This window comes from Streptomyces sp. AC555_RSS877, assembly GCF_019049245.1.
Classification (GTDB): Bacteria; Actinomycetota; Actinomycetes; order Streptomycetales; family Streptomycetaceae; genus Streptomyces.
This window is the reverse complement of record NZ_JAGMUK010000001.1, coordinates 287,777-312,352: the sequence shown is the minus strand read 5'-3', so window position 1 is coordinate 312,352 and position 24,576 is coordinate 287,777. Positions and strand designations below refer to the sequence as shown.

General features: G+C 70.8%; 24 protein-coding genes and 1 pseudogene. 19 read left to right on the top strand and 6 right to left on the bottom strand.

The features are described 5' to 3' along the window. The first annotated feature begins 21 nt into the window (after positions 1-21). From KUM49_RS01400 to KUM49_RS01385, 4 genes are all read left to right on the top strand, one after another. Positions 22-1,020: an ABC transporter permease gene (locus KUM49_RS01400; protein ID WP_217234767.1), complete on the top strand. Its 999-nt coding sequence runs from the start codon at positions 22-24 to the stop codon at positions 1,018-1,020. After that, complete coding sequence (locus KUM49_RS01395) at positions 1,017-2,114, top strand: ABC transporter ATP-binding protein (protein WP_217234766.1); 1,098 nt, start codon at positions 1,017-1,019, stop codon at positions 2,112-2,114. The genes KUM49_RS01400 and KUM49_RS01395 overlap by 4 nt, the downstream gene beginning before the upstream one ends. A gap of 17 nt (positions 2,115-2,131) precedes the next feature. Beyond that, on the top strand, positions 2,132-3,343 hold the full coding sequence (locus KUM49_RS01390; protein ID WP_374200120.1) for an ABC transporter ATP-binding protein: 1,212 nt from the start codon (positions 2,132-2,134) through the stop codon (positions 3,341-3,343). A gap of 64 nt (positions 3,344-3,407) precedes the next feature. Further along, positions 3,408-4,064, top strand: coding sequence for a trimeric intracellular cation channel family protein (locus tag KUM49_RS01385; RefSeq protein WP_217234764.1), 657 nt, complete (start codon positions 3,408-3,410; stop codon positions 4,062-4,064). Here the strand turns inward: KUM49_RS01385 and KUM49_RS01380 are convergent. Further along, a complete protein-coding gene (locus KUM49_RS01380) occupies positions 3,973-5,169 on the bottom strand; it encodes an esterase family protein (protein WP_217234763.1) in 1,197 nt (398 codons plus the stop codon). The genes KUM49_RS01385 and KUM49_RS01380 overlap by 92 nt on opposite strands. 158 nt (positions 5,170-5,327) lie before the next feature. Between KUM49_RS01380 and KUM49_RS01375 the strand changes: the two genes are divergently transcribed. Beyond that, positions 5,328-6,179 carry a thioesterase family protein gene (locus tag KUM49_RS01375; RefSeq protein WP_217234762.1) on the top strand — a complete coding sequence of 284 codons (852 nt, stop codon included), beginning with the start codon at positions 5,328-5,330 and terminating at the stop codon, positions 6,177-6,179. A 137-nt stretch (positions 6,180-6,316) separates the two neighbouring features. Here KUM49_RS01375 and KUM49_RS01370 read toward each other — a convergent pair whose 3' ends face one another. Then, positions 6,317-6,943: a TetR family transcriptional regulator gene (locus KUM49_RS01370; RefSeq protein WP_217234761.1), complete on the bottom strand. Its 627-nt coding sequence runs from the start codon at positions 6,941-6,943 to the stop codon at positions 6,317-6,319. A 168-nt stretch (positions 6,944-7,111) separates the two neighbouring features. Here KUM49_RS01370 and KUM49_RS01365 point away from each other — a divergent pair, with 168 nt between their 5' ends. From KUM49_RS01365 to KUM49_RS01355, 3 genes are all read left to right on the top strand, one after another. After that, positions 7,112-7,276, top strand: a complete 165-nt coding sequence (locus KUM49_RS01365; RefSeq protein WP_217234760.1) for a hypothetical protein — start codon at positions 7,112-7,114, stop codon at positions 7,274-7,276. A gap of 44 nt (positions 7,277-7,320) precedes the next feature. Beyond that, on the top strand, positions 7,321-7,587 hold the full coding sequence (locus KUM49_RS01360; RefSeq protein WP_217234759.1) for a DUF4190 domain-containing protein: 267 nt from the start codon (positions 7,321-7,323) through the stop codon (positions 7,585-7,587). Positions 7,588-7,683: 96 nt separating this feature from the next. Further along, on the top strand, positions 7,684-8,853 hold the full coding sequence (locus KUM49_RS01355; protein WP_217234758.1) for a cysteine desulfurase family protein: 1,170 nt from the start codon (positions 7,684-7,686) through the stop codon (positions 8,851-8,853). A gap of 34 nt (positions 8,854-8,887) precedes the next feature. On the opposite strand, the gene KUM49_RS01350 is transcribed toward KUM49_RS01355, so the two are convergent. Next, on the bottom strand, positions 8,888-9,571 hold the full coding sequence (locus tag KUM49_RS01350; protein WP_217234757.1) for an N-acetylmuramoyl-L-alanine amidase: 684 nt from the start codon (positions 9,569-9,571) through the stop codon (positions 8,888-8,890). 60 nt (positions 9,572-9,631) lie between these two features. Between KUM49_RS01350 and mnmA the strand changes: the two genes are divergently transcribed. After that, positions 9,632-10,762: a tRNA 2-thiouridine(34) synthase MnmA gene (mnmA, locus tag KUM49_RS01345; RefSeq protein ID WP_217234756.1), complete on the top strand. Its 1,131-nt coding sequence runs from the start codon at positions 9,632-9,634 to the stop codon at positions 10,760-10,762. A 220-nt stretch (positions 10,763-10,982) separates the two neighbouring features. On the opposite strand, the gene KUM49_RS01340 is transcribed toward mnmA, so the two are convergent. Both KUM49_RS01340 and KUM49_RS01335 read right to left on the bottom strand, forming a co-directional pair. Further along, positions 10,983-11,762: an alpha/beta fold hydrolase gene (locus KUM49_RS01340; RefSeq protein ID WP_217234755.1), complete on the bottom strand. Its 780-nt coding sequence runs from the start codon at positions 11,760-11,762 to the stop codon at positions 10,983-10,985. A 37-nt stretch (positions 11,763-11,799) separates the two neighbouring features. Further along, entirely contained in the window at positions 11,800-12,123 is a 324-nt protein-coding gene (locus KUM49_RS01335) for a DUF427 domain-containing protein (protein WP_217234754.1), read from the bottom strand. Between the two features lie 50 nt (positions 12,124-12,173). Between KUM49_RS01335 and KUM49_RS01330 the strand changes: the two are divergent. The 9 genes and pseudogenes from KUM49_RS01330 (at position 12,174) to gatB (ending at position 23,054) form a co-directional block, all read left to right on the top strand. After that, positions 12,174-12,745: pseudogene (locus KUM49_RS01330) on the top strand (TIGR00730 family Rossman fold protein). 17 nt (positions 12,746-12,762) lie between these two features. Beyond that, positions 12,763-13,461, top strand: a complete 699-nt coding sequence (locus KUM49_RS01325) for an SDR family oxidoreductase (RefSeq protein ID WP_217234753.1) — start codon at positions 12,763-12,765, stop codon at positions 13,459-13,461. 134 nt (positions 13,462-13,595) lie between these two features. Beyond that, a complete protein-coding gene (locus KUM49_RS01320; protein ID WP_217234752.1) occupies positions 13,596-14,597 on the top strand; it encodes a methionine synthase in 1,002 nt (333 codons plus the stop codon). A 15-nt stretch (positions 14,598-14,612) separates the two neighbouring features. Beyond that, positions 14,613-16,805, top strand: coding sequence for an NAD-dependent DNA ligase LigA (gene ligA / locus KUM49_RS01315; RefSeq protein WP_217234751.1), 2,193 nt, complete (start codon positions 14,613-14,615; stop codon positions 16,803-16,805). A gap of 279 nt (positions 16,806-17,084) precedes the next feature. Next, positions 17,085-19,340, top strand: a complete 2,256-nt coding sequence (locus tag KUM49_RS01310) for a bifunctional diguanylate cyclase/phosphodiesterase (protein WP_217234750.1) — start codon at positions 17,085-17,087, stop codon at positions 19,338-19,340. 143 nt (positions 19,341-19,483) lie between these two features. Then, complete coding sequence (gene gatC, locus KUM49_RS01305; RefSeq protein WP_007384860.1) at positions 19,484-19,780, top strand: Asp-tRNA(Asn)/Glu-tRNA(Gln) amidotransferase subunit GatC; 297 nt, start codon at positions 19,484-19,486, stop codon at positions 19,778-19,780. A 5-nt stretch (positions 19,781-19,785) separates the two neighbouring features. Next, positions 19,786-21,288, top strand: coding sequence for an Asp-tRNA(Asn)/Glu-tRNA(Gln) amidotransferase subunit GatA (gene gatA / locus KUM49_RS01300; protein WP_217234749.1), 1,503 nt, complete (start codon positions 19,786-19,788; stop codon positions 21,286-21,288). Continuing rightward, entirely contained in the window at positions 21,285-21,524 is a 240-nt protein-coding gene (locus KUM49_RS01295; RefSeq protein WP_030040520.1) for a hypothetical protein, read from the top strand. The genes gatA and KUM49_RS01295 overlap by 4 nt, the downstream gene beginning before the upstream one ends. A 15-nt stretch (positions 21,525-21,539) precedes the next feature. Then, entirely contained in the window at positions 21,540-23,054 is a 1,515-nt protein-coding gene (gatB, locus tag KUM49_RS01290) for an Asp-tRNA(Asn)/Glu-tRNA(Gln) amidotransferase subunit GatB (RefSeq protein ID WP_217234748.1), read from the top strand. A 108-nt stretch (positions 23,055-23,162) separates the two neighbouring features. Here gatB and KUM49_RS01285 read toward each other — a convergent pair whose 3' ends face one another. After that, positions 23,163-23,966 (bottom strand): cyclopropane-fatty-acyl-phospholipid synthase family protein, encoded by an 804-nt coding sequence (locus KUM49_RS01285; protein WP_217234747.1) that lies wholly within the window; start codon positions 23,964-23,966, stop codon positions 23,163-23,165. A 189-nt stretch (positions 23,967-24,155) separates the two neighbouring features. Here KUM49_RS01285 and KUM49_RS01280 point away from each other — a divergent pair, with 189 nt between their 5' ends. Next, a complete protein-coding gene (locus KUM49_RS01280; protein ID WP_217234746.1) occupies positions 24,156-24,449 on the top strand; it encodes a hypothetical protein in 294 nt (97 codons plus the stop codon). The last annotated feature ends 127 nt before the right edge of the window (positions 24,450-24,576 follow it).

Genomic DNA, 24,576 nt, shown 5'->3' with positions numbered 1-24,576 from the left:
GTCCGCGGCGGGCCGAGAGCTGTGCTCGCTTACCTCATCAGGCGGTTGTTCGCCGCCGCAGTGATGCTCGTGGTCATCATCATGGTGGTCTTCGGCATCTTCTTCCTCGTCCCGAAGTGGGCGGGCGTAGACATCGCCTTGAGCTTCGTGGGCAAGCAGGCCGACCCTGCCGCCGTCGAGGGCGTGCGCGAGAAGCTCGGCCTGGGCGACCCGATCTACGCCCAGGTCTGGGAGTTCTTCAAGGGCATCTTCGCCGGCCGCACCTACACGGGCGGCGGCGACACGATCCACTGCTCCGCACCGTGTTTCGGCTACTCCTTCCGCAGCGAGCAGGCCGTCTGGCCGGTGCTCACCGACCGATTCCCGGTGACCCTGGGTCTCGCGCTCGGTGCGGCCGTGCTGTGGCTGGTCTTCGGTGTCGCGGCGGGTGTGCTCTCCGCGCTCAAGCGGGGCACCCTGTGGGACCGCGGTGCGATGGTCGTCGCCCTCGCGGGTGTCTCCCTCCCCATCTACTTCACCGGCATGCTCAGCCTGGCGATCTTCGCCTTCGGGCTGAAATGGATCGACGCGCAGTACGTGCCTCTGGAGGACAGCTTCGGCGGCTGGTTCGGCGGCATGATCCTGCCGTGGATCACCCTGGCGTTCCTCTACGCGGCGATGTACGCCCGGATCACCCGCGCCACCATGATGGAGATCCTGGGCGAGGACTACATCCGCACCGCCCGCGCCAAGGGCCTCAAGGAACAGACCGTCATCGGCAAGCACGCCATGCGCTCGACGATGACGCCGATCCTGACCATGCTCGGCATGGACCTCGGCGCCCTGATCGGTGGCGCGATCCTGACCGAGTCCACGTTCAATCTGCCCGGCCTCGGCCGAGCCGTACTGGACGCCATCCGCAACCAGGACCTGCCCATCATCGTGGGCGTCACCCTGATCACATCCCTCGCGGTGCTCGTCGCCAACCTCGTGGTGGACATCCTGTACGCCGTGATCGACCCCCGAGTGAGGCTCACATGACCGAACTCAGCAAGAGCGGAGCGGCCGTGGGCGAGCCCACCGGTTCCTCGCCCGCCCCGACCTCCTTCCTGGAAGTGCGCGACCTGAAGGTGCACTTCCCGACCGACGACGGCCTGGTCAAGTCCGTCGACGGGCTCAGCTTCCAGCTGGAGAAGGGCAAGACCCTCGGCATCGTGGGCGAGTCCGGCTCCGGCAAGTCGGTGACCTCGCTCGGCATCATGGGCCTGCACACCGCCGGCCAGTACGGCAAGCGCAAGGCCCAGATCTCCGGCGAGATCTGGCTGGACGGGACCGAACTCCTGTCCGCCGACCCGGACTACGTGCGCAAGCTGCGCGGCCGCGAGATGGCGATGATCTTCCAGGATCCGCTGTCGGCGCTGCACCCGTACTACACGATCGGCCAGCAGATCGTGGAGGCGTACCGGATCCACCACGACGTCGACAAGAAGACCGCCAAGCGTCGCGCGGTCGAGATGCTCGACCGGGTGGGCATCCCGCAGCCGGACAAGCGCGTCGACAGCTACGCGCACGAGTTCTCCGGCGGTATGCGCCAGCGCGCGATGATCGCGATGTCGCTGGTCAACAACCCCGAGCTGCTGATCGCGGACGAGCCGACGACTGCTCTGGACGTGACCGTCCAGGCGCAGATCCTCGACCTGATCCGGGACCTGCAGAAGGAGTTCGGCTCCGCGGTCATCGTCATCACCCACGACCTGGGCGTCGTCGCCGAACTGGCCGACGACATCCTGGTGATGTACGGCGGCCGCTGCGTCGAGCGGGGCCCGGCCGACAAGGTGTTCTACGAGCCCCGGCACCCCTACACCTGGGGTCTGCTCGGCTCGATGCCGCGCCTGGACCGTGAGCAGCAGGAGCGTCTGATCCCGGTCAAGGGCTCCCCGCCCTCGCTGATCAACATCCCGTCGGGCTGCGCCTTCAACCCGCGCTGCCCGTACGCGGACCTCCCGAAGGACGACGTCACCCGCACCGTCCGCCCCGAGCTCGCCGAAGTGGGCAGCCGGCACTGGGCGGCCTGCCACCTGGGCACGGAGCAGCGGGAGCGTATCTGGACCGAAGAGATTGCGCCGAAGCTGTGAGTGACGACGAGAAAGCGGTGACCATTCCCGCGCAGGGCGGTGCGCCTCAGGAGGAGGGCGCCGCGACCCTCACGAAGGATCCCGCCCCCGGCGAGGTCCTGCTGAAGGTGACCGGGCTGAAGAAGCACTTCCCGATCAAGAAGGGTCTGCTCCAGCGGCAGGTCGGTGCGGTGCACGCGGTCGACGGCATCGACTTCGAGGTCCGCGCCGGCGAGACGCTCGGCGTGGTGGGCGAGTCCGGCTGCGGCAAGTCCACGATGGGCCGGCTGATCACCCGGCTGCTCGAACCGACCGCGGGCAAGGTCGAGTTCGAGGGCAAGGACATCACGCACCTCGGGGTGAGCGGCATGCGCCCGCTGCGCCGCGACGTGCAGATGATCTTCCAGGACCCGTACTCGTCGCTGAACCCGCGCCACACCATCGGCACGATCGTCGGCGCTCCCTTCAAGCTGCAGGGCGTCGAGCCCGAGGGCGGCATCAAGAAGGAAGTGCAGCGGCTGCTGTCGGTCGTGGGCCTCAACCCCGAGCACTACAACCGCTACCCGCACGAGTTCTCCGGCGGCCAGCGCCAGCGCATCGGCATCGCCCGCGCGCTCGCGCTGAACCCGAAGCTGGTCGTGGCGGACGAGCCGGTCTCGGCTCTGGACGTGTCGATCCAGGCGCAGGTCGTGAACCTCCTGGACGACCTCCAGCAGGAGCTGGGCCTGACGTACGTGATCATCGCGCACGACCTGTCCGTCGTACGCCATGTCTCGGACCGTATCGCCGTGATGTACCTCGGCAAGATCGTGGAGCTCGCCGACCGCGACGCGCTGTACCGGGCGCCGATGCACCCGTACACCAAGGCGCTCATGTCGGCGGTGCCGATCCCGGACCCGCGCCGCAAGTCGGCCAAGAGCGAGCGCATCCTGCTCAAGGGCGACGTGCCCTCGCCGATCTCGCCGCCGAGCGGCTGCCGTTTCCACACCCGGTGCTGGAAGGCGACGGAGATCTGCAAGACGACCGAGCCGCCGCTCGCGGAGCTGAAGCCCGGCCAGCAGGTCGCCTGTCACCACCCGGAGAACTTCGAGGACCAGGCCCCGCAGGACACCGTGCTGCTCACGGTGGCCAAGGAGGCGGCCGAGCTGGTCGCGGACGAGGTGCTGGCGGAGTCGGCGGAGACGTCGGCGGCGGTGGCGGCGGAGGTCGCCAAGGAGACCGACGTCACCAAGGACACCAACGACAAGTAGCCCGTAACCGAGCCCCCGCCTTCCATCACAAGGCGGGGGCTCAGTTATGGGTAAGAATGGCAGGGTGCTTCAGCAACTGTTCAGCCCGTCCGTTCAGCACACGCTCGACCTGATCGGCATCTTCGTCTTCGCGATCTCCGGCGCCCTGCTGGCCGTGCGCAAGAACTTCGACGTCTTCGGCATCGCCGTCCTCGCCGAGGTCACCGCGCTGGGCGGCGGGCTGTTCCGCGATCTGATCATCGGGGCCGTACCGCCCGCCGCCTTCACCGACCTCGGGTACTTCGTCACCCCGCTGCTCGCCGCCCTCCTGGTCTTCTTCCTGCACCCGCACGTGGAGCGCATCCAGTCCGGCGTGAACGTCTTCGACGCGGCCGGCCTCGGCCTGTTCTGCGTCGCCGGCACGACGAAGGCGTACGAGTACGGGCTCGGCCTGACCCAGTCGGCGGCCCTCGGGCTCGCCACCGCGGTCGGCGGCGGTGTGCTGCGGGACGTGCTCGCCAATGAGGTGCCCTCGCTGCTGCGCTGGGACCGCGACCTGTACGCCGTCCCGGCGATGGTCGGCGCCACCCTGGTCGTCCTGTGCATCCACTACGACGTCCTCAACCCGCTCACCAGCACGCTCGCGGTCGTCACCGCCTTCGTGCTGCGGCTGCTCGCCATGCGGTTCCACTGGCGAGCGCCGCGTGCGTGGAACCGCCGGTCGACCGTGCGGGAGGAGTAGCCGCGGCTCCCAGGCCCAGTTGTTCGGTCAGCCAGCGGAAGGCGGGCACCACCTGCGGCCGCCACAGCGCCATGGTGTGTCCGCCCGCGCTCTTCGGGATGTAGACCACGTGCACGGTCGTCGGCGCCTTCGCGGCCTGGGCGAGGGCCACGGCCGCCTCGTAGCCGTCGTGCGGCTGGCCGGAGAGGTAGAGCGCGATCGCGGGCGGGGTGCGGGCCTCGCGCAGCAGCAGGTACGGGTTGTTGGCGTTGCGCAGGGCGGGGGTCTGCGCGGCCAGCGAGTTGCGTTCGCCGATCGGGTCGTTGTAGCCGGACAGGCTGACCGCGGCCCGGTAGCGATCGGGGTGCGCGACGGCGAGCTTCGCCGCGCAGTGCGCGCCCGCCGAGTATCCGGCCACCGCCCAGCCGGCCGGGGCGGATTCGGTACGGAAGTTGTCCATGACCATTCTCGGCACGTCCACGCTGAGCCAGCTGTCCGCGTTCACCGTGCCCGGGATGTTGGCGCAGCCCGGGTCCACGCCGGCCAGCAGGTTGGTGCGCGGGGCGACCAGGATGAACGGCGCCACCTCGCGGTCGCGCATCAGCGGCAGCAGCTGTTCGTCGGCGTGCAGGGACCCGAACCAGGCCTTCGCCGATCCGGGATAGCCCGACAGCAGTTCCACCACCGGGAAGGTGTGGTTCCGGTAGGCGGGTTCGTCGTACTGCGGCGGTAGCCAGACGTAGACCTCGGCGTTCACGCCCGACACCCGGCCCTTGAGCTGTGTGACCCGCACGGCGCCGGTCCCCGTGAACGTCTGGCGGACCTTGGGCAGCCGGTTCAGCACGATCCCGCCGGTGCCGTCGGCGCCGAGGTCGACGGCCTGCTGGACGTGGTCGCCGGTGCCGAGGAGGTCGGCCCAGTTGTCGTAGAGGTTGTTCGCGTTGTTGACCAGCGTGAAGACCAGGGCGACCGCCGTGCCCTGGGCGAACAGCAGCATCAGCACTCGGGCCGCGGCGCGCAGGGGTCGGGGTCCCCGCATCCGCGACCACAGGGCGAGCGGCAGCGCGACGGCGGCGACGGCCATTGCGATCAGGGTGCAGAGGAACGAAGTCCCGGTGAGGCTCATGTCTTTGGAGAGGGCCGGCCGGGGGCCCGGGTTCACGGACGTGTGGGGACACTTACCGAAATACTGTGTGCCCCTCACCTGGGGGTGCGGTGCGCGATGTCATGCGGCCGTAACGCGGAAAGCTACCGCTTAGTAATGACTTGTTGTACCGTTCAGGCATGCCAGAAGCAGCTACCGTGCGCGCCGTCATCGGCGACAGCGAGTTCGACCGGGACACCGCGGTCACCCTGCGCGAACCCGGGGTCTACGACACCGACCTCTCCGCCGGCTGGACGATCATCAGCGCCGTCAACGGCGGTTACCTGCTCGCCGTCCTGGGCCGCGCGCTCGCGGACGCCCTGCCGCACGCCGACCCGTTCACCATCTCGGCGCACTACCTGACCGCGTCCCAGCCGGGCCCGGCGGTCGTCCGCACGAACGTCGTCCGCACCGGCCGCACACTGTCGACCGGCCAGGCCTCCCTCTTCCAGTACGACGACCAGGGCCGCGAGGCCGAACGTATCCGCGTGCTCGCCTCCTACGGGGACCTGGACTCGCTGCCGGAAGACGTCCGCACGACGGCCGAGCCGCCCGCCTTCCCGCCCATGGACCAGTGCTTCGGTCCGGAGGACGGGCCGGCCCCCGTCGACGGCAGCTCGGCGATCGCCGACCGGCTGATGCTGAAGCTCGACCCGTCGACGCTGGGCTGGGCGCTCGGCGCGCCCTCCGGCAAGGGGGAGATGCGGGCCTGGTTCGGCCTCGCCGACGGCCGTGACGCCGACCCCCTCTCGCTGCTCCTCGCGGTCGACGCGCTGCCGCCCACCGCCTTCGAGATCGGCCTGTCGGGCTGGGTGCCCACAGTCGAACTGACGGTCCACGTCCGGTGCCGCCCGGCCCCGGGCCCGCTGCGCGTCTCGATCACCACCCGCAACCTCGCCGGCGGATTCCTCGAGGAGGACGCCGAGGTCTGGGACAGCGCCGACCGGCTGGTCGCGCAGTCACGGCAGCTGGCCAGGGCCAGGCTCGGCTGAGAGGCCAGGCGTAGGCGGGCCGAGCTCACAACCGGCCGCGCACCGCGTACGAAAGGGGCGGCACACCCGGCCGACGGGTGTGCCGCCCTGTCGTACGCCCTGCACCGTTCGTACGCCCTGCACCGCGTCGTCCGGGCTCAGTCCAGCCAGTGATCACGGCCGATGCTGATCAGGCGCAGCTGCCGGGTCGCCACCTGGACGACCCGCTCGCGCTCCTCCTCGGTGGCCTCCAGCGCCTCCAGGAACAGGGAGGCGGTGATCAGCATCTGGTCGACGTACAGGTTGGCCAGCATGAGGAGGTCGTCCTCGCTCCAGCCCGCCGACTCGGGGTCCTTGGCCAGCTCGGCCCTCACCTCCTCGCCGAAACGGGCCAGTTGGCCGCGTATCGCCTCCCGCACCGGCTGGACTCCGCCGTGTCGCTCGCGGGCGATAAAGCGGACATGTGCGGGGTACTCGGCCACATGACCGGCGATCAACTGGACGGCACGGGTGATGCGTTGGTCGTGGTCGTCGGCCCCGGACACCGTCGTCCGGATCATCGGGTGCAGGCCTCCCACCGCCTCCTCGACCAGGGCCACGCCGAGATCCGCGGTGGAGCGGAAGTGCCGGTAGAAGGCCGTGGGGGCGACGCCGACGGCACGGGTGACCTCACGCAGGCCGAGACTGCTCAGGCTCTGCTCCTCCAGCAGTTCCAACGCGGCGTCGAGGAGTGCCTGCCGGGTCTTCTGTTTCTGTGCCTGCCGGATGCCGAGGGTGTGACTCATGCCATGCAGTTAACAACTGTTCTCTGTAATTGGAAAGTCATAGGAGGCGCTAGACTGGGAAGTCAGTGAACAAGTGTAACTACAACCGTTCACCGAAACGTCACGGGAGTCGTCATCGATCGCCGTCAAGAGGCATCGAGAGGCATCTCGTCGGAGGGGGTCCCACCCATGCTGTTCCTCGTCGCCGCACTCCTGCTGCTCGGTGTCGTCCTCGGCACCGTCGCGCACGCGCCGATCGGCTTCACCGCCGTCGCCGCCGTCGTGATCGCCGCCTGGCTCGGCATCTTCGCGATCCGCGAGCGCCACGGCCGCCGCCGCGGCACCACCCACTGACCAACCGTCCCGCGGCTTACGCGACTTCCAGGAGCTGACCCGTCATGCAACTCACCGCACCGGCCACCCGCCGCACCGGCATCCGCGACGCCGACGGCATGGCCGTCGCATCCTTCGTCCTCGGCCTTCTCGGCCTCCTAGTCCTCAACGTCGTGCTCGGCCCGACCGCCATCGTCCTGGCAGCCGTCTCCCTGTGGCGTGGCACGACCCGCAGGGGCCGTGCCTATCTGGGCATGGGGCTCGGGGTCGCCGACCTGCTGGTCCTGCTGGCGTTCATGCAGATGGACAGCTCGGTCTCCTGGAGCTTCTGACCGCGCCCGGAGCTTGTGAACGCGGCGCCGCCCGGTCCGCCGCCGCGAGACGCCCCGCCGAGGCCCGGCCCCAGGCCCCGTAGAATCGGCGTCACCATGGCATACCTCGACCACGCCGCGACCACCCCGATGCTTCCCGAGGCAGTCGAGGCACTCACCGCGCACCTGGCCAGCACCGGCAACGCGTCCTCCCTGCACGCATCGGGCCGCCGAGCGAGGCGAACCGTCGAGGAGGCCCGCGAAACCCTCGCGGAAGCACTCCGCGCCCGCCCCAGCGAGGTCGTCTTCACCTCCGGCGGCACCGAGGCCGACAACCTCGCCGTCAAGGGTCTCTACTGGTCCCGCCGCGCCGCAGACCCGGCCCGCACCCGGGTCCTCGCGAGCCCCGTCGAGCACCACGCCGTCCTGGACGCCGTGCACTGGCTGGGCGAACACGAGGGCGCCACGATCGAGTACCTGCCGGTCGACGCGTACGGCCGGGTCCACCCCGACGCGTTGCGCGAGGCGATCGCCCGCAACCCCGCCGACGTCGCCCTGGCCACCGTCATGTGGGCGAACAACGAGATCGGCACGGTCCTGCCGATTCGTGAACTCGCCGAAACAGCCGCCGAGTTCGACGTCCCCCTGCACGCCGACGCCGTCCAGGCCTTCGGCCAGGTACCCGTCGACTTCGCCGCCTCCGGCCTCGCCGCGATGACGGTCTCGGGCCACAAGATCGGCGGCCCGTACGGCATCGGCGCCCTGCTCCTCGGCCGTGAGCACACCCCCGTCCCCGTCCTGCACGGCGGCGGCCAGGAGCGGCACGTCCGCTCCGGCACCCTCGACGTCCCCGCGGTCGCCTCCTTCGCGGTCGCCGGCCGGCTGGCCGCCGAACAGCGCGAGTGGTTCGAGCGCGAGATCGGCACCCTGCGCGACAGCCTCGTCGAGGAGGTCCTCAAGGCGGTCCCGGACGCCATCCTGGGCGGCGACCCGGCTCCCGGCGGCCGCCTGCCGGCCAACGCCCACTTCACCTTCCCGGGCTGCGAGGGCGACTCCCTGCTCCTCCTCCTGGACGCCCAGGGCATCGAGTGCTCCACCGGCTCCGCCTGCACCGCGGGCGTCGCCCAGCCCAGCCACGTCCTCCTCGCCACCGGCACCGACCCGGACCTGGCCCGCGGCACCCTCCGCTTCTCCCTCGGCCACACCTCCACGGAGGCCGACGTCGAGGCCGTCGCCAAGGCGATCGGCCCGGCGGTGGAGCGGGCACGCGCGGCGGGGCTGACGTAGGGCCCTCCCTCCCCGGGGCCTCGCCCGGGACCGCTCAGGCCACCGCCGTACGCGCCTGTCGTACGAGCTTCATGTACCGGTCCCAGTCCCAGTGCTTCCCGGGATCGGTGTGGTCCGTCCCCGGCACCTCCACATGGCCGATGACATGCTCGCGGTCGACCGGGATGTCGTAGCGCGCGCATATGCGGGCCGTGAGCCGGGCCGAGGCCTCGTACATCTCGTCCGTGAAGTCCTGCGGCCGGTCGACGAAGCCCGCGTGCTCGATGCCGACACTGCGTTCGTTGTAGTCGCGGTTGCCCGCGTGGTACGCCACGTCCAGCTCGCGGATCATCTGCGTGATGTGACCGTCCTTGCGGACGATGTAGTGCGAGGCCGCGCCGTGTCCGGGGTCCTGGAAGACCTTCACCGCACTGTCGAAGCTGCCCTGGGTGACATGGATGACCACCATGTCTATGCCGAAGTCGTCGGGGCGGTCCGCGCGCCGCCAGTTCGCGTCGGACGCGCCCACCCAGCGCGCGCCGGCGTAGTCGACCTCGCCCGCCTTGCGCGGCTTCTCCACGCCGGGCGCACGCCACCACAGGCGTGCCAGCTCGTCACGGGCCAGCACGGCCGTGCCCGCCGCGGCCGCCGTACCGCCGATCAGCAGTGCACGCCGGCCGATCCGCCGGTCCGTGTCCGCACCGGCGGTCTTGTCCTTGCCTGCTCCTGTGGCCCCCATGTGATCGTGAACGGATACTCGTGGGCTGCGGTTCCCGAGTCCCCTTACTCTTGAAGGGTTATGACTGACACCACACAGCCCACTCGTCCTCTCCGCGTCCTCGCCGCCATGTCGGGCGGGGTCGACTCCGCCGTCGCCGCCGCCCGCGCGGCCGAGGCCGGACACGACGTGACCGGCGTCCACCTCGCCCTCTCGGCGAACCCGCAATCGTTCCGCACGGGCGCCCGTGGCTGTTGCACCATCGAGGATTCGCGCGACGCCCGCCGCGCCGCGGACGTCATCGGCATCCCGTTCTACGTGTGGGACCTCGCCGACCGCTTCCGCGAGGACGTGGTCGAGGACTTCGTCGCCGAGTACGAGGCCGGCCGCACCCCGAACCCCTGCCTGCGCTGCAACGAGAAGATCAAGTTCGCCGCCCTGCTCGACAAGGCCCTCGCCCTCGGCTTCGACGCGGTCTGCACGGGCCACTACGCCCAGGTGATCGTGCGGGACGACGGCACCCGTGAGCTGCACCGTGCCTCCGACATGGCCAAGGACCAGTCGTACGTCCTCGGCGTCCTGGACGACCGGCAGCTCGCCCACGCGATGTTCCCGCTCGGCGACACCACGACGACCAAGGACGAGATCCGCGCGGAGGCCGAGCGCAGGGGCCTCGCGGTGGCCAAGAAGCCCGACTCGCACGACATCTGCTTCATCGCCGACGGCGACACCCAGGGCTTCCTCGCCTCTCGCCTCGGCAAGGCCGAGGGCGAGATCGTCGACGAGTCGGGCGCGAAGCTCGGCACCCACGAGGGCGCGTACGGCTTCACCATCGGCCAGCGCAAGGGCCTGCGCATCGGCACCCCCGCCGCCGACGGCAAGCCGCGCTACGTCCTCGACATCTCGCCGGTGAACAACACGGTGACGGTCGGCCCGGCCGACGCCCTGGACGTGAGCGCGCTCACCGCCATCAAGCCGCGCTGGTGCGGCGCCGCCCCGACCGGCCCCGGCACCTACACCGCCCAGCTGCGCGCCCACGGCGGCGAGACCGAGGTCACCGCCGAACCCGTCGACGGCTCCCTGGAGGTCACCTTCGCGGAGCCGGTCCGGGGCGTGGCCCCCGGCCAGGCGATCGTCCTGTACGACGGCACGCGCGTGGTGGGGTCGGCGACGATCGCGTCCACCGTGCGGGCGACGGCGGGCGCGGCGTAACCGGAGGAGCCGCCGGGCTGAGGCCGGCCTCAGCCCGGCCTCAGCCCGGGCTCAGCCCGGGCTCAGCCCGGCCTCGGCCCGGCCTCGGCCCGGCCTCAGCCCGGCCTCGGCCCGGCCTCAGCCCGGCCTCGGCCCGGTTCGGCCCGGCCTCGGCCCGGTTCGGCCCGGCCTCGGCCCGGTTCGGCCCGGCTCGCCGGGCCTGCTCGGAACGGCACTTGGGTCACTGGGCGAAGAACTCCGCCAGCACGGGTGCGAGGGCGTTCGGGTCCGCCATGTGGGTCTGCCCCTCCAGCGCCCGGTACGTGCCCTCCGGCACCGCCTCGGCGACCTCCTGCGCCGCCTCGCGCAGCCAGGCGGGGCTCGCCCCTCCCGCGACGGCCAGGACGGGGACGGTGATCGAGGCCAGCAGGTCCCGGGGGACCAGGCCGTCGCCCATCACGGCGTTGTCGTGGGCGAGGCTCGGCGCGACGGCCTCCATGCCGGGCCACATGGGGGACCGGCGGGCACCCTGGATCATCTCCTCGGCCAGCCCGGTGAGCCGCAGGAACAGCTCCACCGCGTCGCCGCGCCGGCCCTGGGCGAGCGCCTCGGTCAGACCCCGGGTGTACTCGGCGCGTTCCTTCGCCCCGCCCTCGTACACGGCGAACGGCGGCTCGTACACCGCGACCCGGCGCACCGGCAGCCCGCTCGCCGCCGCGTGCAGCGCGAGCGCGCCGCCCGAGGAGACGCCGTACAGCGACGCCTCGCCGCCCGCCGCCTCGATCAGCGCCGCAAGGTCCTCGACCTCACGCTGCACCGCGTACGGAGGCGTGTCGCCGCTCGCGCCGCGGCCCCGGCGGTCGTACCAGACGACGCTGAACCCCCCGGCCAGCGGAACGGCCAGCGGCGCCACCGTCGCCCCCGTCGACATGGCCCCGCTGACCAGGATGACCGCGGGGCCTTGACCGGTGCTCTCGTACGCGAGGGAGGTGCCGTCGTGTGAAGTCGTCTTCTTGTCCATGCCTGTGAAGACTGCCGGACGACACCGGACTAACCGGTCACGACACTTCCACCTCGTAGAAGCAGAGGTGGTCCTTTATGTCGGCCACGTCCGGCTTCGGGTCGGGGTACGACCAGACCAGATCGGCCGCGTCCGGCCGCGACCAGTACGAGGCGGTGCCCTTGAACGGGCAGTACGTGTGCGTCTCGGAGGGCGTCAGCAGGTCGAGCCGTACGTCCTCAGGGGGGATGTAGTACCGCACCGGACAGCCCGTCTCCCGCAGGAGGAGGGGCCGTTCGGTCTCCGCCAGCACGCGGTCGCCGTGGACGACCCGTACGCGCTGCGTGCCCTGCTCGATGGTGATCGTGTGTCCATGGGCCATACCGGAACAGCGCTCACGGGCCGCCGGTTCTTCCCGGCTACCGCGGCTTCATGCGAATCTGCGTCTTCCTCTCCGCGGCCGACCTCGACGAGCGGTACACCCGCCCCGCGCGAGAGTTCGCCAAGCTGATCGGCAAGGGCGGGCACACCCTGGTGTGGGGCGGATCCGACGTCGGGCTGATGAAGGTGGTCGCCGACGGGGTGCACGAGGCGGGCGGCCGGCTGCTGGGCGTCACCGTGCAGTTCCTGGCGGCCAAGGCACGTCAGGGAGCCGACGAGATGGTCGTCGCGCACGACCTGGCCATGGGGGTCCCCCCACGCCCTTGAGGCAGTGGGGGAGCAAGAGACTGCTCCTGGAGAACGCCGACGCGGTCGTCATCATGGTCGGCGGCACCGGCACGCTCGACGAGGCGACCGACATCCTGGAACTGAAGAAGCACGGTCACACCGACAAGCCGGTGGTGCTCCTCAACACCGCGGGCTTCTACGACGGCCTCAAGGAGCAGTTCCGCCGCATGGAGGACGAGGGCTTCCTGCCGCGCCCGCTGAGCGACCTGGTGTTCTTCGCGGAGGAGCCGGTGGGGGCGCTGGCGTACCTGGAGGAGAGCCGGGGCGTGGCCTGAGGGGGCCTGGTGCGAGCATGGCGGACATGGCTACTCATGTGATCACCGGAGCCGGATCCGGCATCGGCGCGGCCGTGGCCCGCCGCCTGCACGCGCGCGGGGACGAACTCGTGCTGCACGCGCGCGACGCCGGCCGCGCGAAGGAGTTGGCCGGGGAGTTCCCCGGCGCGAAGACACTGGTGGGCGACCTCGCGGACCCCGACAAGCTGTCCTGGGCCTTCTCACACCAGTCGCTTCCCGACCGAGTGGACTCCCTGCTCCACATCGCCGGGGTCGTCGACCTGGGCCCGGTGGGCGAGCTGACCCCCAAGTCCTGGCGCCACCAGCTCAACGTCAACCTCGTCGCCCCCGCCGAGCTGACCCGTCACTTCCTGCCCCAACTCCGCGCCGCGCACGGGCACGTGGTGTTCGTGAACTCCGGCGCCGGCCTGAACGCCCACGCCGGCTGGTCGGCGTACGCGGCGTCGAAGCACGGCCTGAAGGCCCTGGCGGACGCGCTGCGCCACGAGGAGCACGCGAACGGAGTCCGTGTCACCTCGGTGTATCCCGGCCGCACGGCCAGCCCCATGCAGGTCAAGGTCCACCAGCAGGAGGGCAAGGAGTACGACCCGGCGCAGTGGATCGACCCCGAGTCGGTGGCGGCGACGATCCTGCTGGCCGTGGACCTGCCGAGGGACGCGGAGATCAACGACCTGACGGTCCGCCCGGGCCGCTGAGGGGTACGCGTCCCTCGGAGGTGCAGGTTTCCGGGACCGGAGCCCCCAGGGACGGGACGGGTAGGGGCGGCGGGGGCGGGAAACCGGACCCGCTCCGGTGCACCCGGCCCCGGCCACCTACGTAGGCTTCCCATGTGACCGCACATTTCAGCTTCGCCCCCGCCACCGGCATCGGCTCCCTCCCCGGCGGCGACGCCCTGGAGGCCGCCAAGACCGCCACCGGATCCTTCGACGACTTCCCGTTCCTGCCCGAGCTCCCCGCCCGCGGGCCCGGCGCGGACATGATCGGCCGGACCGCCGGGATGCTCGTCGAGCTGTACGCGCGCGTGGAGCCCAGTGGCTGGCGGCTCGGCGACCACCCGGGACGGGACACCAGGCGAGCCCGGTCGTGGCTCGTCCAGGACCTCGACGCACTGGAGGAGTTCACCCAGGGCTACGAGGGGCAGCTCAAGGTGCAGGCCGTCGGGCCGTGGACCCTCGCCGCAGCCCTCGAGATGAAGAACGGCGAGGCGGTCCTCTCCGACCCCGGCGCCTACCGCGACCTCGCCGGCTCGCTCACCGAGGGACTGCGGGAGCATCTCGCGGACGTGCGACGCCGCCTACCCGGCGCCCAGATCGTCCTGCAGCTCGACGAACCCTCCCTCATCGCCGTACTGCGCGGTCAGGTGAAGACGGCCAGCGGCTACCGCACCTACCGCGTCCCCGACCGCCAGGCCGTCGAGGCCACGCTCCGGGAGGTCATCGGGGTTCACGGCGGCGGGCCGGTCGTGGTCCACTCGTGCGCACCGGACGTCCCGTTCGCCCTGCTGCGCCGGGCGGGCGCGGCGGCCGTCTCCTTCGACTTCTCGCTCCTCACCGAGCGTGACGACGACGTGATCGGCGAGGCGGTGGAAGGCGGCACCCGGCTCTTCGCCGGTGTCGTGCCGGGCACGGACGGCCCGTTGTCAGACCCTGCCGGTAGCGTCATGGGTGTCAGGACGTTGTGGCGCAGGCTGGGGCTGCATCCGGGGCTTCTCGGGGAGGCGGTCACGGTGACGCCGTCGTGCGGACTCGCGGGGGCGTCCCCCGCGTACGCGCGCGAGGCCCTCGCCCACTGCGTCCGGGCGGCGAGGTCCCTCGCGGACAACCCAGAGTAACGGGAGGACAACACGGTGGCCGGCGAAGAGCAAGCGGAGACGACGGTGCCCGCCGAGGCACGGGAGAAGCACGCGCAGCTCGCTGAGCAGATCGAGGAGCACCGCTTCCGGTACTACGTGAAGGACGCTCCGGTCGTCAGCGACGCGGAGTTCGACAAGCTCCTGCGCACCCTGGAGGCGCTGGAGGAGGAGCACCCCGAGCTGCGCACGCCGGACTCGCCGACCCAGAAGGTCGCGGGGGCGTACGCGACGGAGTTCACGGCGGTCCAGCACCGCTCCCGCATGCTCTCGCTCGACAACGCCTTCAGTGACGAGGAGCTCGCAGCCTGGGCCGAGCGCGTCGCCAAGGACGTCGGCGCGCCCGACTACCACCTGCTGTGCGAGCTCAAGGTCGACGGGCTCGCCGTCAACCTGACGTATGAGCACGGCCGCCTCGCGCGCGCCGCGACGCGAGGCGACGGCCGCACCGGCGAGGACATCACGCCCAACGTCCGCACCATCGCGGAGATCCCGGACCGTCTGACCGGCGACCGCGTCCCGGACCTGGTGGAGATCCGCGGCGAGGTCTACTTCCCGATGGAGAAGTTCGAGGAGCTCAACGCCCGCCTGGTCGAGGCGGGCGACAAGCCCTTCGCCAACCCGCGCAACGCGGCGGCCGGTTCGCTGCGCCAGAAGGACCCGCGCGTCACCGCCACCCGCCCCCTCCACATGGTCGTGCACGGCATCGGAGCCCTGGAGGGCTTCGACGGCATGACCCGCCTCTCCCAGGGCTACGACCTGCTGAAGACCTGGGGCCTGCCCACTTCCCGCCACAACAAGGTGGTCGACGGCCTCGACGGCGTACGGGAGTTCATCGCGTACTACGGCGAGAACCGGCACTCCGTGGAGCACGAGATCGACGGAGTCGTCGTCAAGCTCGACGAGATCCCGCTCCAGGGACGGCTGGGCTCCACCTCGCGCGCCCCGCGCTGGGCGATCGCATACAAATACGCGCCCGAAGAGGTGAACACCAAGCTCATCAACATCCGCGTGGGCGTGGGCCGTACGGGCCGGATCACTCCGTACGCCCAGGTCGAACCGGTCACCGTCGCGGGCTCCGAGGTGGAGTTCGCGACCCTGCACAACCAGGAAGTCGTCAAGGCCAAGGGCGTGCTGATCGGCGACACCGTGGTGCTGCGCAAGGCAGGTGACGTCATCCCGGAGATCCTCGGCCCGGTCGTCGACCTGCGCGACGGCAGCGAGGAGCCCTTCGTCATGCCGTCGAAGTGCCCCGAGTGCGACACACCGCTGAGGCCGATGAAGGAGGGCGACATCGACCTCCGCTGCCCGAACGCCCGCACCTGCCCGGCCCAGTTGCGCGAACGACTGTTCTATCTCGCGGGCCGCAAGTCGCTCGACATCGAGCACTTCGGGTACGTCGCCGCCGCGGCTCTCACCAAGCCGCTGGAGCCCGCCGAGCCGCCGCTGTCCGACGAGGGCGACCTGTTCGACCTCACCATCGAGCGGCTGCTGCCCATCAAGGCGTACGTCCTCGACCAGGACAGCGGCCTGCCCAAGCGTGACCCGAAGACCGGCGAGGAGAAGGTCGCCACCGTCTTCGCCAACCAGCAGGGCGAGCCGAGAAAGAACGCGCTCGCCATGCTGGAGAACATCGCGGCCGCGAAGCAGCGCCCGCTCGCCCGCGTCCTCACCGGTCTGTCGATCCGTCATGTGGGGCCGGTCGCCGCCGAGGCGCTGGCCCGCGAGTTCCGCTCCGTCGACCGCATCGAGCAGGCCTCCGAGGAGGAGCTTGCGAACACCGACGGCGTCGGCCCGATCATCGCGAAATCACTCAAAGAGTGGTTCTCCGAGGAGTGGCACCAGGAGATCCTGCGCAAGTGGAAGGCCGCCGGCGTCCGGATGGAGGAGGAGGGCTCCGGCGAGGACGAGGGCCCGCGTCCGCTCGCAGGGCTCACCGTCGTCGTGACCGGCACACTCGAACGCTTCACCCGCGATGGCGCCAAGGAGGCGTTGCAGATTCGTGGCGCGAAAGTGACCGGTTCTGTTTCGAAGAAGACGTCTTTCGTCGTAGTGGGTGACAATCCAGGTTCGAAGTACGACAAGGCGATGCAGCTCAAGGTGCCCGTGCTGAACGAGGACGGCTTCGACGTCCTGCTGGAACAGGGCCCGGAGGCGGCGGCCGAAGTCGCCCTTCCGGCTCAGGAGTAGCGAGGAGTAGCGGTTGAAGGCCACCCGATCGGCGCATACCAGATGCATACGGGTGGCCGGGGCGCATTCGGGCAACCGTCGACGACCGGTGCCCGTGGAAGCCTTCTGCGGCCTACTGTTGAGATGTGCGCCTGCCGTGCCCAGCTGCGGTCGGGGCATCCCTTTGCTCTTGAGGAGTCATGAAGAGCACGGGGAAGGGTTTTCCAACGCGGCACCGTCGAGTGTTGTCGGGCATCGGACCGCGTGGCGTGGGCACCGCCGGCTGTGAGAGGGACGGGAATGGAACCGAGCGAGAGCGCCGCCCCGGACTCACGGCTGCGCCTGCGCCGGATGGTCGGCGCATGGCGAGAGAGCATGCGGAGCGGGCGGCCCGCGGAGCGTCCCGGCGCGGAGGGGCGCCCTGCCGGACACTACCCGGCCGGACCCTACACGCAGACCGACGGCCCCGGCCCCTCCCAGCACACCGGCGAACGCACATCCGGGCAGCAGGACGCCGAGGCGGAACGGCACCTGCCGTGGCCCGCGCTGCCCACGGCGGTCGTCGCGGCGGCCGGGTTCGTGCTGGGCGCCGGCTTCTACCGGGCCTTCAACGACGGCCACGCGCTCTTCCCGTCCGGCACCGTCGGCTGGTCGCTGGCCGTGCTGACCGGCGTCATCGTCGGCCACCTGGTCGCACTCGGCCGGGCCCGCTGGTGGGGCGGCACCGGATCCGGCGCCGCGCTCACCCTCGCCGTCCTGCTGCTCTACGGCTGGGTGCCGTCCGGAATGGTCAGCCTCACCGTCGTCCTGCTGGTCGGCGTGGCCCGCCGCGGACGCTGGCGCCAGGGCGTCCTGCACGGCGCGGTGGACATCCTCGGCATCGGCGCCGGAGCCCTGGTGCTGGGCGCGTTCGGCCGGGTGCCGTCCGTCGAGCACCCCTGGGACCCCGAGACCTGGACCCTCTACACCGCCCCCGAGGTGGTGCTGGTCGCGGTCGCCTACCTCGCGGTCACCCGCACCCTGGGCTGGTACCTGAACGCCCCGCGCTCGGGCGGACTGCCCACCGTCGCCCGCACCGCCCTGGTCAGGCAGGGCCTGGTCGCGGTCGCGCTGCTCGGTATCGCACCCCTGGTCTGCGTGGTCGCCAGCGCCAAGCCCATCCTGCTGCCGATGTTCGCCATCCCCCTCGTCGCCCTCGACTCCACCCTGTGGATAGCCCGGGCCCGGGCCGAGGAACAGCTGCGTGATCCCCTGACCGGGCTTCCCAACCGCCAGTGGCTGCTGGAGCGCATCTGGACGGCCCTGGACGACGCCGAACGCATCGGCGCCCGCTCCGCCCTGATGCTGATCGACCTGGACCGCTTCCGGTCGGTCAACGACACACTGGGTCATCTCGCCGGTGACCGGCTGCTCCTCCAGATAGCCGACCGGCTCCGGCTGGCGCTGCCGCGCGGTGCGGAGGCCGCCCGGCTCGGCGGCGACGAGTTCGCCGTCTTACTGCCGGTCGCCGACTCCACGACCTCCGCGACCCGGGTCGCCCGCGGCCTCGTCGCCGCCCTCAGCTCCCCGCTCGACCTCGACGGCCTCACCCTCGTCCTGGAGGCCAGCGCCGGAGTCGCGGTCTTCCCGGACCACGCCCTGGACGCCGAGGGGCTGCTGCGGCGGGCGGACGTCGCGATGTACCAGGCGAAGCGGGACCGTACGGGCGTCGAGGTCTACGAGTCCAAGCGGGATTCCAACACCCCGGACCGGCTTGGCCTGCTGGGCGATCTGCGCCGGGCCCTCGACGCGCGCGAGGTCGAGCTGCACTACCAGCCCAAGGTCCGCTTCGACGGACAGGTGGCCGGCCTCGAAGCCCTGGTGCGCTGGGTGCACCCCGAGCGGGGCAAGGTCCCGCCGGACGAGTTCATCGCCATCGCCGAGTCGTCCGGCCTGATGCCCCACCTCACCGAGTACGTGCTGGACACGGCCCTCGCCCAGGTCGCCGAGTGGCGCTCGCAGGGGCTGTTCGTCCCGGTCGCGGTCAACGTCTCCCCGCGCGACGTCCACACGCCCGGCTTCGCGGGCTCGGTGGCCGCCCGGCTGGCCCGTCATGGCGTCCCGGCGGGAGCGCTCCAACTGGAGATAACGGAACACGTCCTCCTGGAGGACCCGCAGCGCGCCGCCGACACCCTCGCCGCGCTGACCGGCCACGGCGTGAAGATGTCCCTGGACGACTTCGGCACCGGCTACTCCTCGCTGGTCCACCTGCGCCGGCTCCCCGTCAGCGAACTGAAGATCGACCGCTCGTTCGTCGCCCGGCTGGCCGTCGACACCGAGGACGCGGAGATCGTGCGCTGCACCGTCGACCTCGCGCACTCCCTGGGCCTGCTCGTCGTCGCGGAAGGTGTCGAGGACGACGAGACCTGGGAGCGGCTGCGGGACATGGGCTGTGACGCCGTACAGGGCTGGCTGGTCGCGGCCGCGATGCCGCCGGAGGAGACGACGGCGTGGCTGCGGGCGCGCGGGTCGCGGGGGTGGCAGCGGCCGCGGGCGGCGTTGCCGGCCGCGGAGTAACTTCTTGAGGGCACTCGGCGGCCGCAGGAAGCAGGCGGCGGACGGACGGGTGACGAGCGCTCGCGTAACCGTTTAACGGCCACAGGCCGCCGCCCCATAGGATTGGCCCCAAACCACACTCACTCACCCCTGAGGATCGCTGCATGCCTGGCATCACGCGCGAGGAGGTCGCCCACCTCGCCCGGCTGGCGCGTCTGGAGCTGAAGCCCGAAGAGCTCGAGCACTTCGCGGGACAGCTGGACGACATCATCGGCGCGGTCGCCCGCGTCAGTGAGGTCGCCGACCAAGACGTACCGCCGACCTCGCACCCGCTCCCGTTGACGAACGTCATGCGGGCGGACGAGGTCCGTCCGTCGCTCACCCCCGAGCAGGCGCTCTCCGGCGCCCCGGCCCAGGAGCAGCAGCGTTTCAAGGTGCCGCAGATCCTGGGGGAGGACTAACCGCCATGACGGACAACGTCACCATCATCAAGCTCACGGCCGCCGAGACCGCCGCGAAGATCGCCTCCGGCGAGCTCACCGCGGTCGAGGTCACCGAGGCCCACCTGGCCCGCATCGAGGCCGTCGACGAGAAGGTGCACGCCTTCCTGCACGTCGACCGCGAGGGGGCCCTCGCCCAGGCCCGTGCCGTCGACGAGAAGCGGGCCAGGGGGGAGAAGCTCGGTCCGCTGGCGGGCGTTCCCCTCGCGCTCAAGGACATCTTCACCACCGAGGGCGTCCCGACGACCGTCGGTTCGAAGATCCTCGAGGGCTGGATCCCGCCGTACGACGCGACCGTCACGAAGAAGCTGAAGGCCGCCGACGTCGTCATCCTCGGCAAGACCAACATGGACGAGTTCGCCATGGGGTCGTCGACGGAGAACAGCGCCTACGGCCCGACCGGCAACCCCTGGGACCTCACCAGGATCCCCGGCGGCTCCGGCGGCGGTTCCTCCGCCGCGCTCGCCTCCTTCCAGGCGCCACTGGCCATCGGCACCGACACCGGCGGCTCCATCCGCCAGCCGGCCGCCGTCACCGGCACGGTCGGCGTGAAGCCGACGTACGGGGCGGTCTCCCGCTACGGCATGGTCGCCTTCTCCTCCTCCCTCGACCAGGGCGGCCCCTGCGCCCGTACGGTCCTGGACGCGGCCCTCCTGCACGAGGTCATCGCCGGGCACGACCCGCTCGACTCCACCTCCATCGACGCCCCGGTCCCGCCGGTCGTCGAGGCCGCCCGCAACGGCAGCGTCGAGGGCATGCGCGTCGGCGTGGTCAAGCAGTTCCGCGGCGAGGGCTACCAGGCCGGCGTCATCCAGCGGTTCGACGAGTCCGTCGCCCTCCTCAAGGAGCTGGGCGCCGAGATCGTCGAGCTGGACTGCCCGTCCTTCGACCTCGCCCTGTCGGCGTACTACCTCATCGCGCCCTCCGAGTGCTCGTCCAACCTCGCCCGCTTCGACGGCCTGCGCTACGGCCTGCGGACCGGCGACGACGGCACCCACTCGGCCGAGGAGGTCACCTCCCTCACCCGTGAGGCGGGCTTCGGCCCCGAGGTCAAGCGCCGCATCATGCTCGGCACCTACGCCCTGTCGAGCGGCTACTACGACGCGTACTACGGCAGCGCCCAGAAGGTCCGTACGCTCATCACCCGCGACTTCGAGAAGGCGTTCGAGCAGGTCGACGTGATCGTCTCGCCGACCACGCCGACCACCGCCTTCCCGATCGGCGAGCGTGCCGACGACCCGATGGCGATGTACCTCGCGGACCTGTGCACCATCCCGACCAACCTGGCGGGCAACGCGGCCATGTCGCTGCCCTGCGGTCTCGCCCCGGAGGACAACCTCCCGGTCGGGCTGCAGATCATCGCCCCCGCGCTGAAGGACGAGCGGCTTTACAAGGTCGGCGCCGCCGTCGAGGCCGCCTTCGTGGAAAGGTGGGGACACCCGTTGATCGAGGAGGCTCCGTCGCTGTGAGTGCACTGACCAAGGCCAAGGGCTTCAAGAAGTCCAAGTCCGGTACGTACCTGTCCATCGCCGGGACCGCGTTCGGCGCGTTCGGCGTCGCCAAGCGGCTCAAGAAGGCCCGCGCCGACAAGGACACCCTGGTCCTGATCGACGCCACCGTGTCCGCCGTCGCCATCGTCACCGGCCTCGCCATCCTCTACCGCGAGCTGAAGCGGCTGGGCGACGACGACGTCCTGCTGGGCTGAGAGGGAAGTTTCACCGTGACCACCACGACCGACCTGGAGTCGTACGAGGACGCGCTGGCGTCGTACGACCCCGTCATGGGCCTCGAGGTCCACGTCGAACTCGGCACCAGGACGAAGATGTTCTGCGGCTGTTCGACCGAGCTGGGCGCCGAGCCCAACTCGCAGACCTGCCCGACCTGCCTCGGCATGCCCGGCTCGCTCCCGGTCGTCAACGCGACCGGTGTCGAGTCCGCGATCAGGATCGGTCTCGCGCTGAACTGCGAGATCGCCGAGTGGTGCCGTTTCGCCCGGAAGAACTACTTCTATCCGGACATGCCGAAGAACTTCCAGACCTCCCAGTACGACGAGCCGATCGCCTTCAACGGCTACCTCGACGTGCAGCTGGAGGACGGCGAGACCTTCCGCGTGGAGATCGAGCGCGCCCACATGGAGGAGGACACCGGCAAGTCCATGCACGTCGGTGGCGCGACGGGCCGTATCCACGGCGCCTCGCACTCGCTCCTGGACTACAACCGCGCCGGCATCCCGCTCATCGAGATCGTCACCAAGCCGATCGAAGGCGCGGGCGAGCGCGCTCCCGAGGTGGCGAAGGCGTACGTCCGTGAGCTGCGTGAGGTCATCAAGGCGCTCGGCGTCTCCGAGGCCCGGATGGAAATGGGCCAGATGCGCTGCGACGTGAACCTGTCGCTGCGCCCGCACGGCCGGGAGAAGTTCGGCACGCGGTCCGAGACGAAGAACGTCAACTCGCTGCGGTCGGTGGAGCGGGCGGCCCGCTTCGAGATCCAGCGGCACGCGGCCGTGCTGAACAGCGGCGGGACGATCATCCAGGAGACCCGGCACTTCCACGAGGACACGGGGTCGACGACCTCGGGCCGCGTCAAGGAGGAGGCCGAGGACTACCGGTACTTCCCGGAGCCGGACCTGGTTCCGGTGGCGCCGACGCGCGAGTGGGTCGAGGAGATCCGTTCCAGTCTGCCGGAGCTGCCGCTGGTCCGCCGCAACCGCCTGCGCGAGGAGTGGGGCATCAGCGGCACCGAGATGCAGGCGATCCTCAACGCCGGTGCGCTGGAGCCGATCGTCGCGACCATCGAGGCCGGTGGCGACGCGGCCTCCGCCCGCAAGTGGTGGATGGGTGAACTGGCCCGCAGCGCCAACGAGTCGGGTCGCTCGCTCGACGAGCTGGCGATCACGCCGGAGCAGGTCGCCCGCGTCAGCAAGCTGGTCTCCTCCGGTGACCTGAACGACAAGCTGGCCCGTCAGGTCATCGAAGGCGTCCTCGCGGGCGAAGGCACCCCGGACGAGGTCGTCGAGAAGCGCGGTCTGAAGGTCGTCTCCGACGAGGGCGCCCTCACCACCGCCGTCGAGGAGGCCATCGCCGGCAACCCGGGCGTCGCGGACAAGATCCGCGGCGGCAAGGTGGCCGCGGCCGGTGCCCTGGTGGGCGCGGTCATGAAGGCCACGCGCGGGCAGGCGGACGCGGCTCGGGTCAAGGAACTGATCCTGGAGAAGCTGGGCGTCAGCGAGGGCTGAGTCCCTTGTCGGCCCCTTGGCCGTGAGCACCGGGGGACGCATCCGCTGCGATGCGTCCCCCGGTGTCTCATTTACCGGCGTGTCGACCGGCGTGTCGACCGGCGTTCCTTACCGGCGGCGGCCGACCACGCGTGCGAAGCCCAGTGCGCGGCCCTCGTCGGCGTGCAGCAGCTCCACCGACTCACGGGCCATGCCCGCCATGAACTCGCTCGGGCTCTCCTCGGCGCACACCTCGCTCCACAGCAGCCAGTCCTTCCAGCCGTCCTCCAGCCAGTCGGCGGTCTCGACCTCCACGGTCCCGCTGCGGGTCCAGTGGCGGCGCCACCAGGCGGGCGTGTGGAAGGCCCAGAAGCCGGGGTCCCAGAACGGCTTCAGGTGCTCCGGCGGCTCGGCGCCCTCCGGCTCCTCCCGCAGCGCGGGCACGACGACACCGATCCGCCCGCCCGGCTTCAACAGCCGGGTCAGCGTGGGCAGATAGAGGTCGTTGGTGCCGAAGTACTGGTAGGCGTCGATGCTCACGATCGCGTCGAAGCTGCCCTCGGCGAACGGCAGGTCGTGCGCCTCGGCGTGCACGGGCAGCACACGGTCGGCGAAACCGGCCTCGGCGATCCGCCGGGCGTTCTCGTCGGGCGCGACCCAGAGATCGGCCGCGGTGACCTGGGCGTCGTACTCCCTGGCCAGGAAGACCGAAGTCATGGCCCGGCCGCAGCCCAGGTCGAGGACGCGGGCGCCGGGGCGCAGGGCGTCCAGGCCGAGAGCGGGCGCGAGCCACTCCAGCAGCCACAGCGCGTGCGGGCCCATCTGGTTCTCGATGGTCCAGCGGACGTCGTAGCCGTTGCTGCGCGGGTAGCGGGCGTTGCTCAGCCGCTTGGTGAGGTCCTCATTCGAGGGCTTCGGGGTGTTGTCTGGCATCGGTGAACGGGCTCCTTGAGTCCGGGGAAGCGGAAAGGGATACGGAGGAGCTCGGTCGGACGCTCAAACAACGCACCTGCTCAGGCCGGCGGCGAGGGGCCGCGAGGACGAGGGACCTGCGGAAGCTAGCAGTCGGCCGCCAGGCCCCGCATCCGGGTTTCTCGGCGGGACGCGCTACGCTCGCCCGCCATGAGTGGACGCGGTGATTCCGAGATGCACGACGTCGGAGACCCGGCCGAGGACGCCCGGCGGGCACGCTGGACGGCGGCGGCGACGGGGGCGGTGCTGGCGATCGCGGGCCTCGCCGCGTCGACGCTGCGCCTGACCGGTTCCGCACCCACGCTGGTCCCGGCCGCGTACGCTTTCGGCGCGGCCGTGTGCGGGCTGGCGTCGGTCCTCGGGTCCCGGGGTCGCACCCGGCGGGCCCTGTGGCTGCTGGTCGGCGGTGTGATGGTGATGGCGCTGGGCGATCAGTTCGACTGAGGTGACAGAGTGCCCGTTACTGTCCTGTGATCTGCCTCCCACTCCTGTGAATAAGCCCACGAACGAGGCAAACGATCACTTTCGCCTGCAAGAGTGGTCCTCACATTGCTCATGCGTTCTTTGCGGG

Coding starts and splice junctions, on each gene's coding strand:
- KUM49_RS01375 (WP_217234762.1), top strand. CDS start 5,328: ATGCCAGAAGCAGCTACCGTGCGCGCCGTCATCGGCGACAGCGAGTTC.
- KUM49_RS01325 (WP_217234753.1), top strand. CDS start 12,763: ATGGCGGACATGGCTACTCATGTGATCACCGGAGCCGGATCCGGCATC.
- mnmA (WP_217234756.1), top strand. CDS start 9,632: ATGACTGACACCACACAGCCCACTCGTCCTCTCCGCGTCCTCGCCGCC.
- KUM49_RS01310 (WP_217234750.1), top strand. CDS start 17,085: ATGGAACCGAGCGAGAGCGCCGCCCCGGACTCACGGCTGCGCCTGCGC.
- KUM49_RS01380 (WP_217234763.1), bottom strand. CDS start 5,169: ATGAGCCTCACCGGGACTTCGTTCCTCTGCACCCTGATCGCAATGGCC.
- KUM49_RS01365 (WP_217234760.1), top strand. CDS start 7,112: ATGCTGTTCCTCGTCGCCGCACTCCTGCTGCTCGGTGTCGTCCTCGGC.
- gatA (WP_217234749.1), top strand. CDS start 19,786: ATGACGGACAACGTCACCATCATCAAGCTCACGGCCGCCGAGACCGCC.
- KUM49_RS01340 (WP_217234755.1), bottom strand. CDS start 11,762: ATGGACAAGAAGACGACTTCACACGACGGCACCTCCCTCGCGTACGAG.
- KUM49_RS01335 (WP_217234754.1), bottom strand. CDS start 12,123: ATGGCCCATGGACACACGATCACCATCGAGCAGGGCACGCAGCGCGTA.
- KUM49_RS01370 (WP_217234761.1), bottom strand. CDS start 6,943: ATGAGTCACACCCTCGGCATCCGGCAGGCACAGAAACAGAAGACCCGG.
- gatC (WP_007384860.1), top strand. CDS start 19,484: ATGCCTGGCATCACGCGCGAGGAGGTCGCCCACCTCGCCCGGCTGGCG.
- KUM49_RS01395 (WP_217234766.1), top strand. CDS start 1,017: ATGACCGAACTCAGCAAGAGCGGAGCGGCCGTGGGCGAGCCCACCGGT.
- KUM49_RS01350 (WP_217234757.1), bottom strand. CDS start 9,571: ATGGGGGCCACAGGAGCAGGCAAGGACAAGACCGCCGGTGCGGACACG.
- KUM49_RS01360 (WP_217234759.1), top strand. CDS start 7,321: ATGCAACTCACCGCACCGGCCACCCGCCGCACCGGCATCCGCGACGCC.
- KUM49_RS01280 (WP_217234746.1), top strand. CDS start 24,156: ATGAGTGGACGCGGTGATTCCGAGATGCACGACGTCGGAGACCCGGCC.
- KUM49_RS01285 (WP_217234747.1), bottom strand. CDS start 23,966: ATGCCAGACAACACCCCGAAGCCCTCGAATGAGGACCTCACCAAGCGG.
- KUM49_RS01355 (WP_217234758.1), top strand. CDS start 7,684: ATGGCATACCTCGACCACGCCGCGACCACCCCGATGCTTCCCGAGGCA.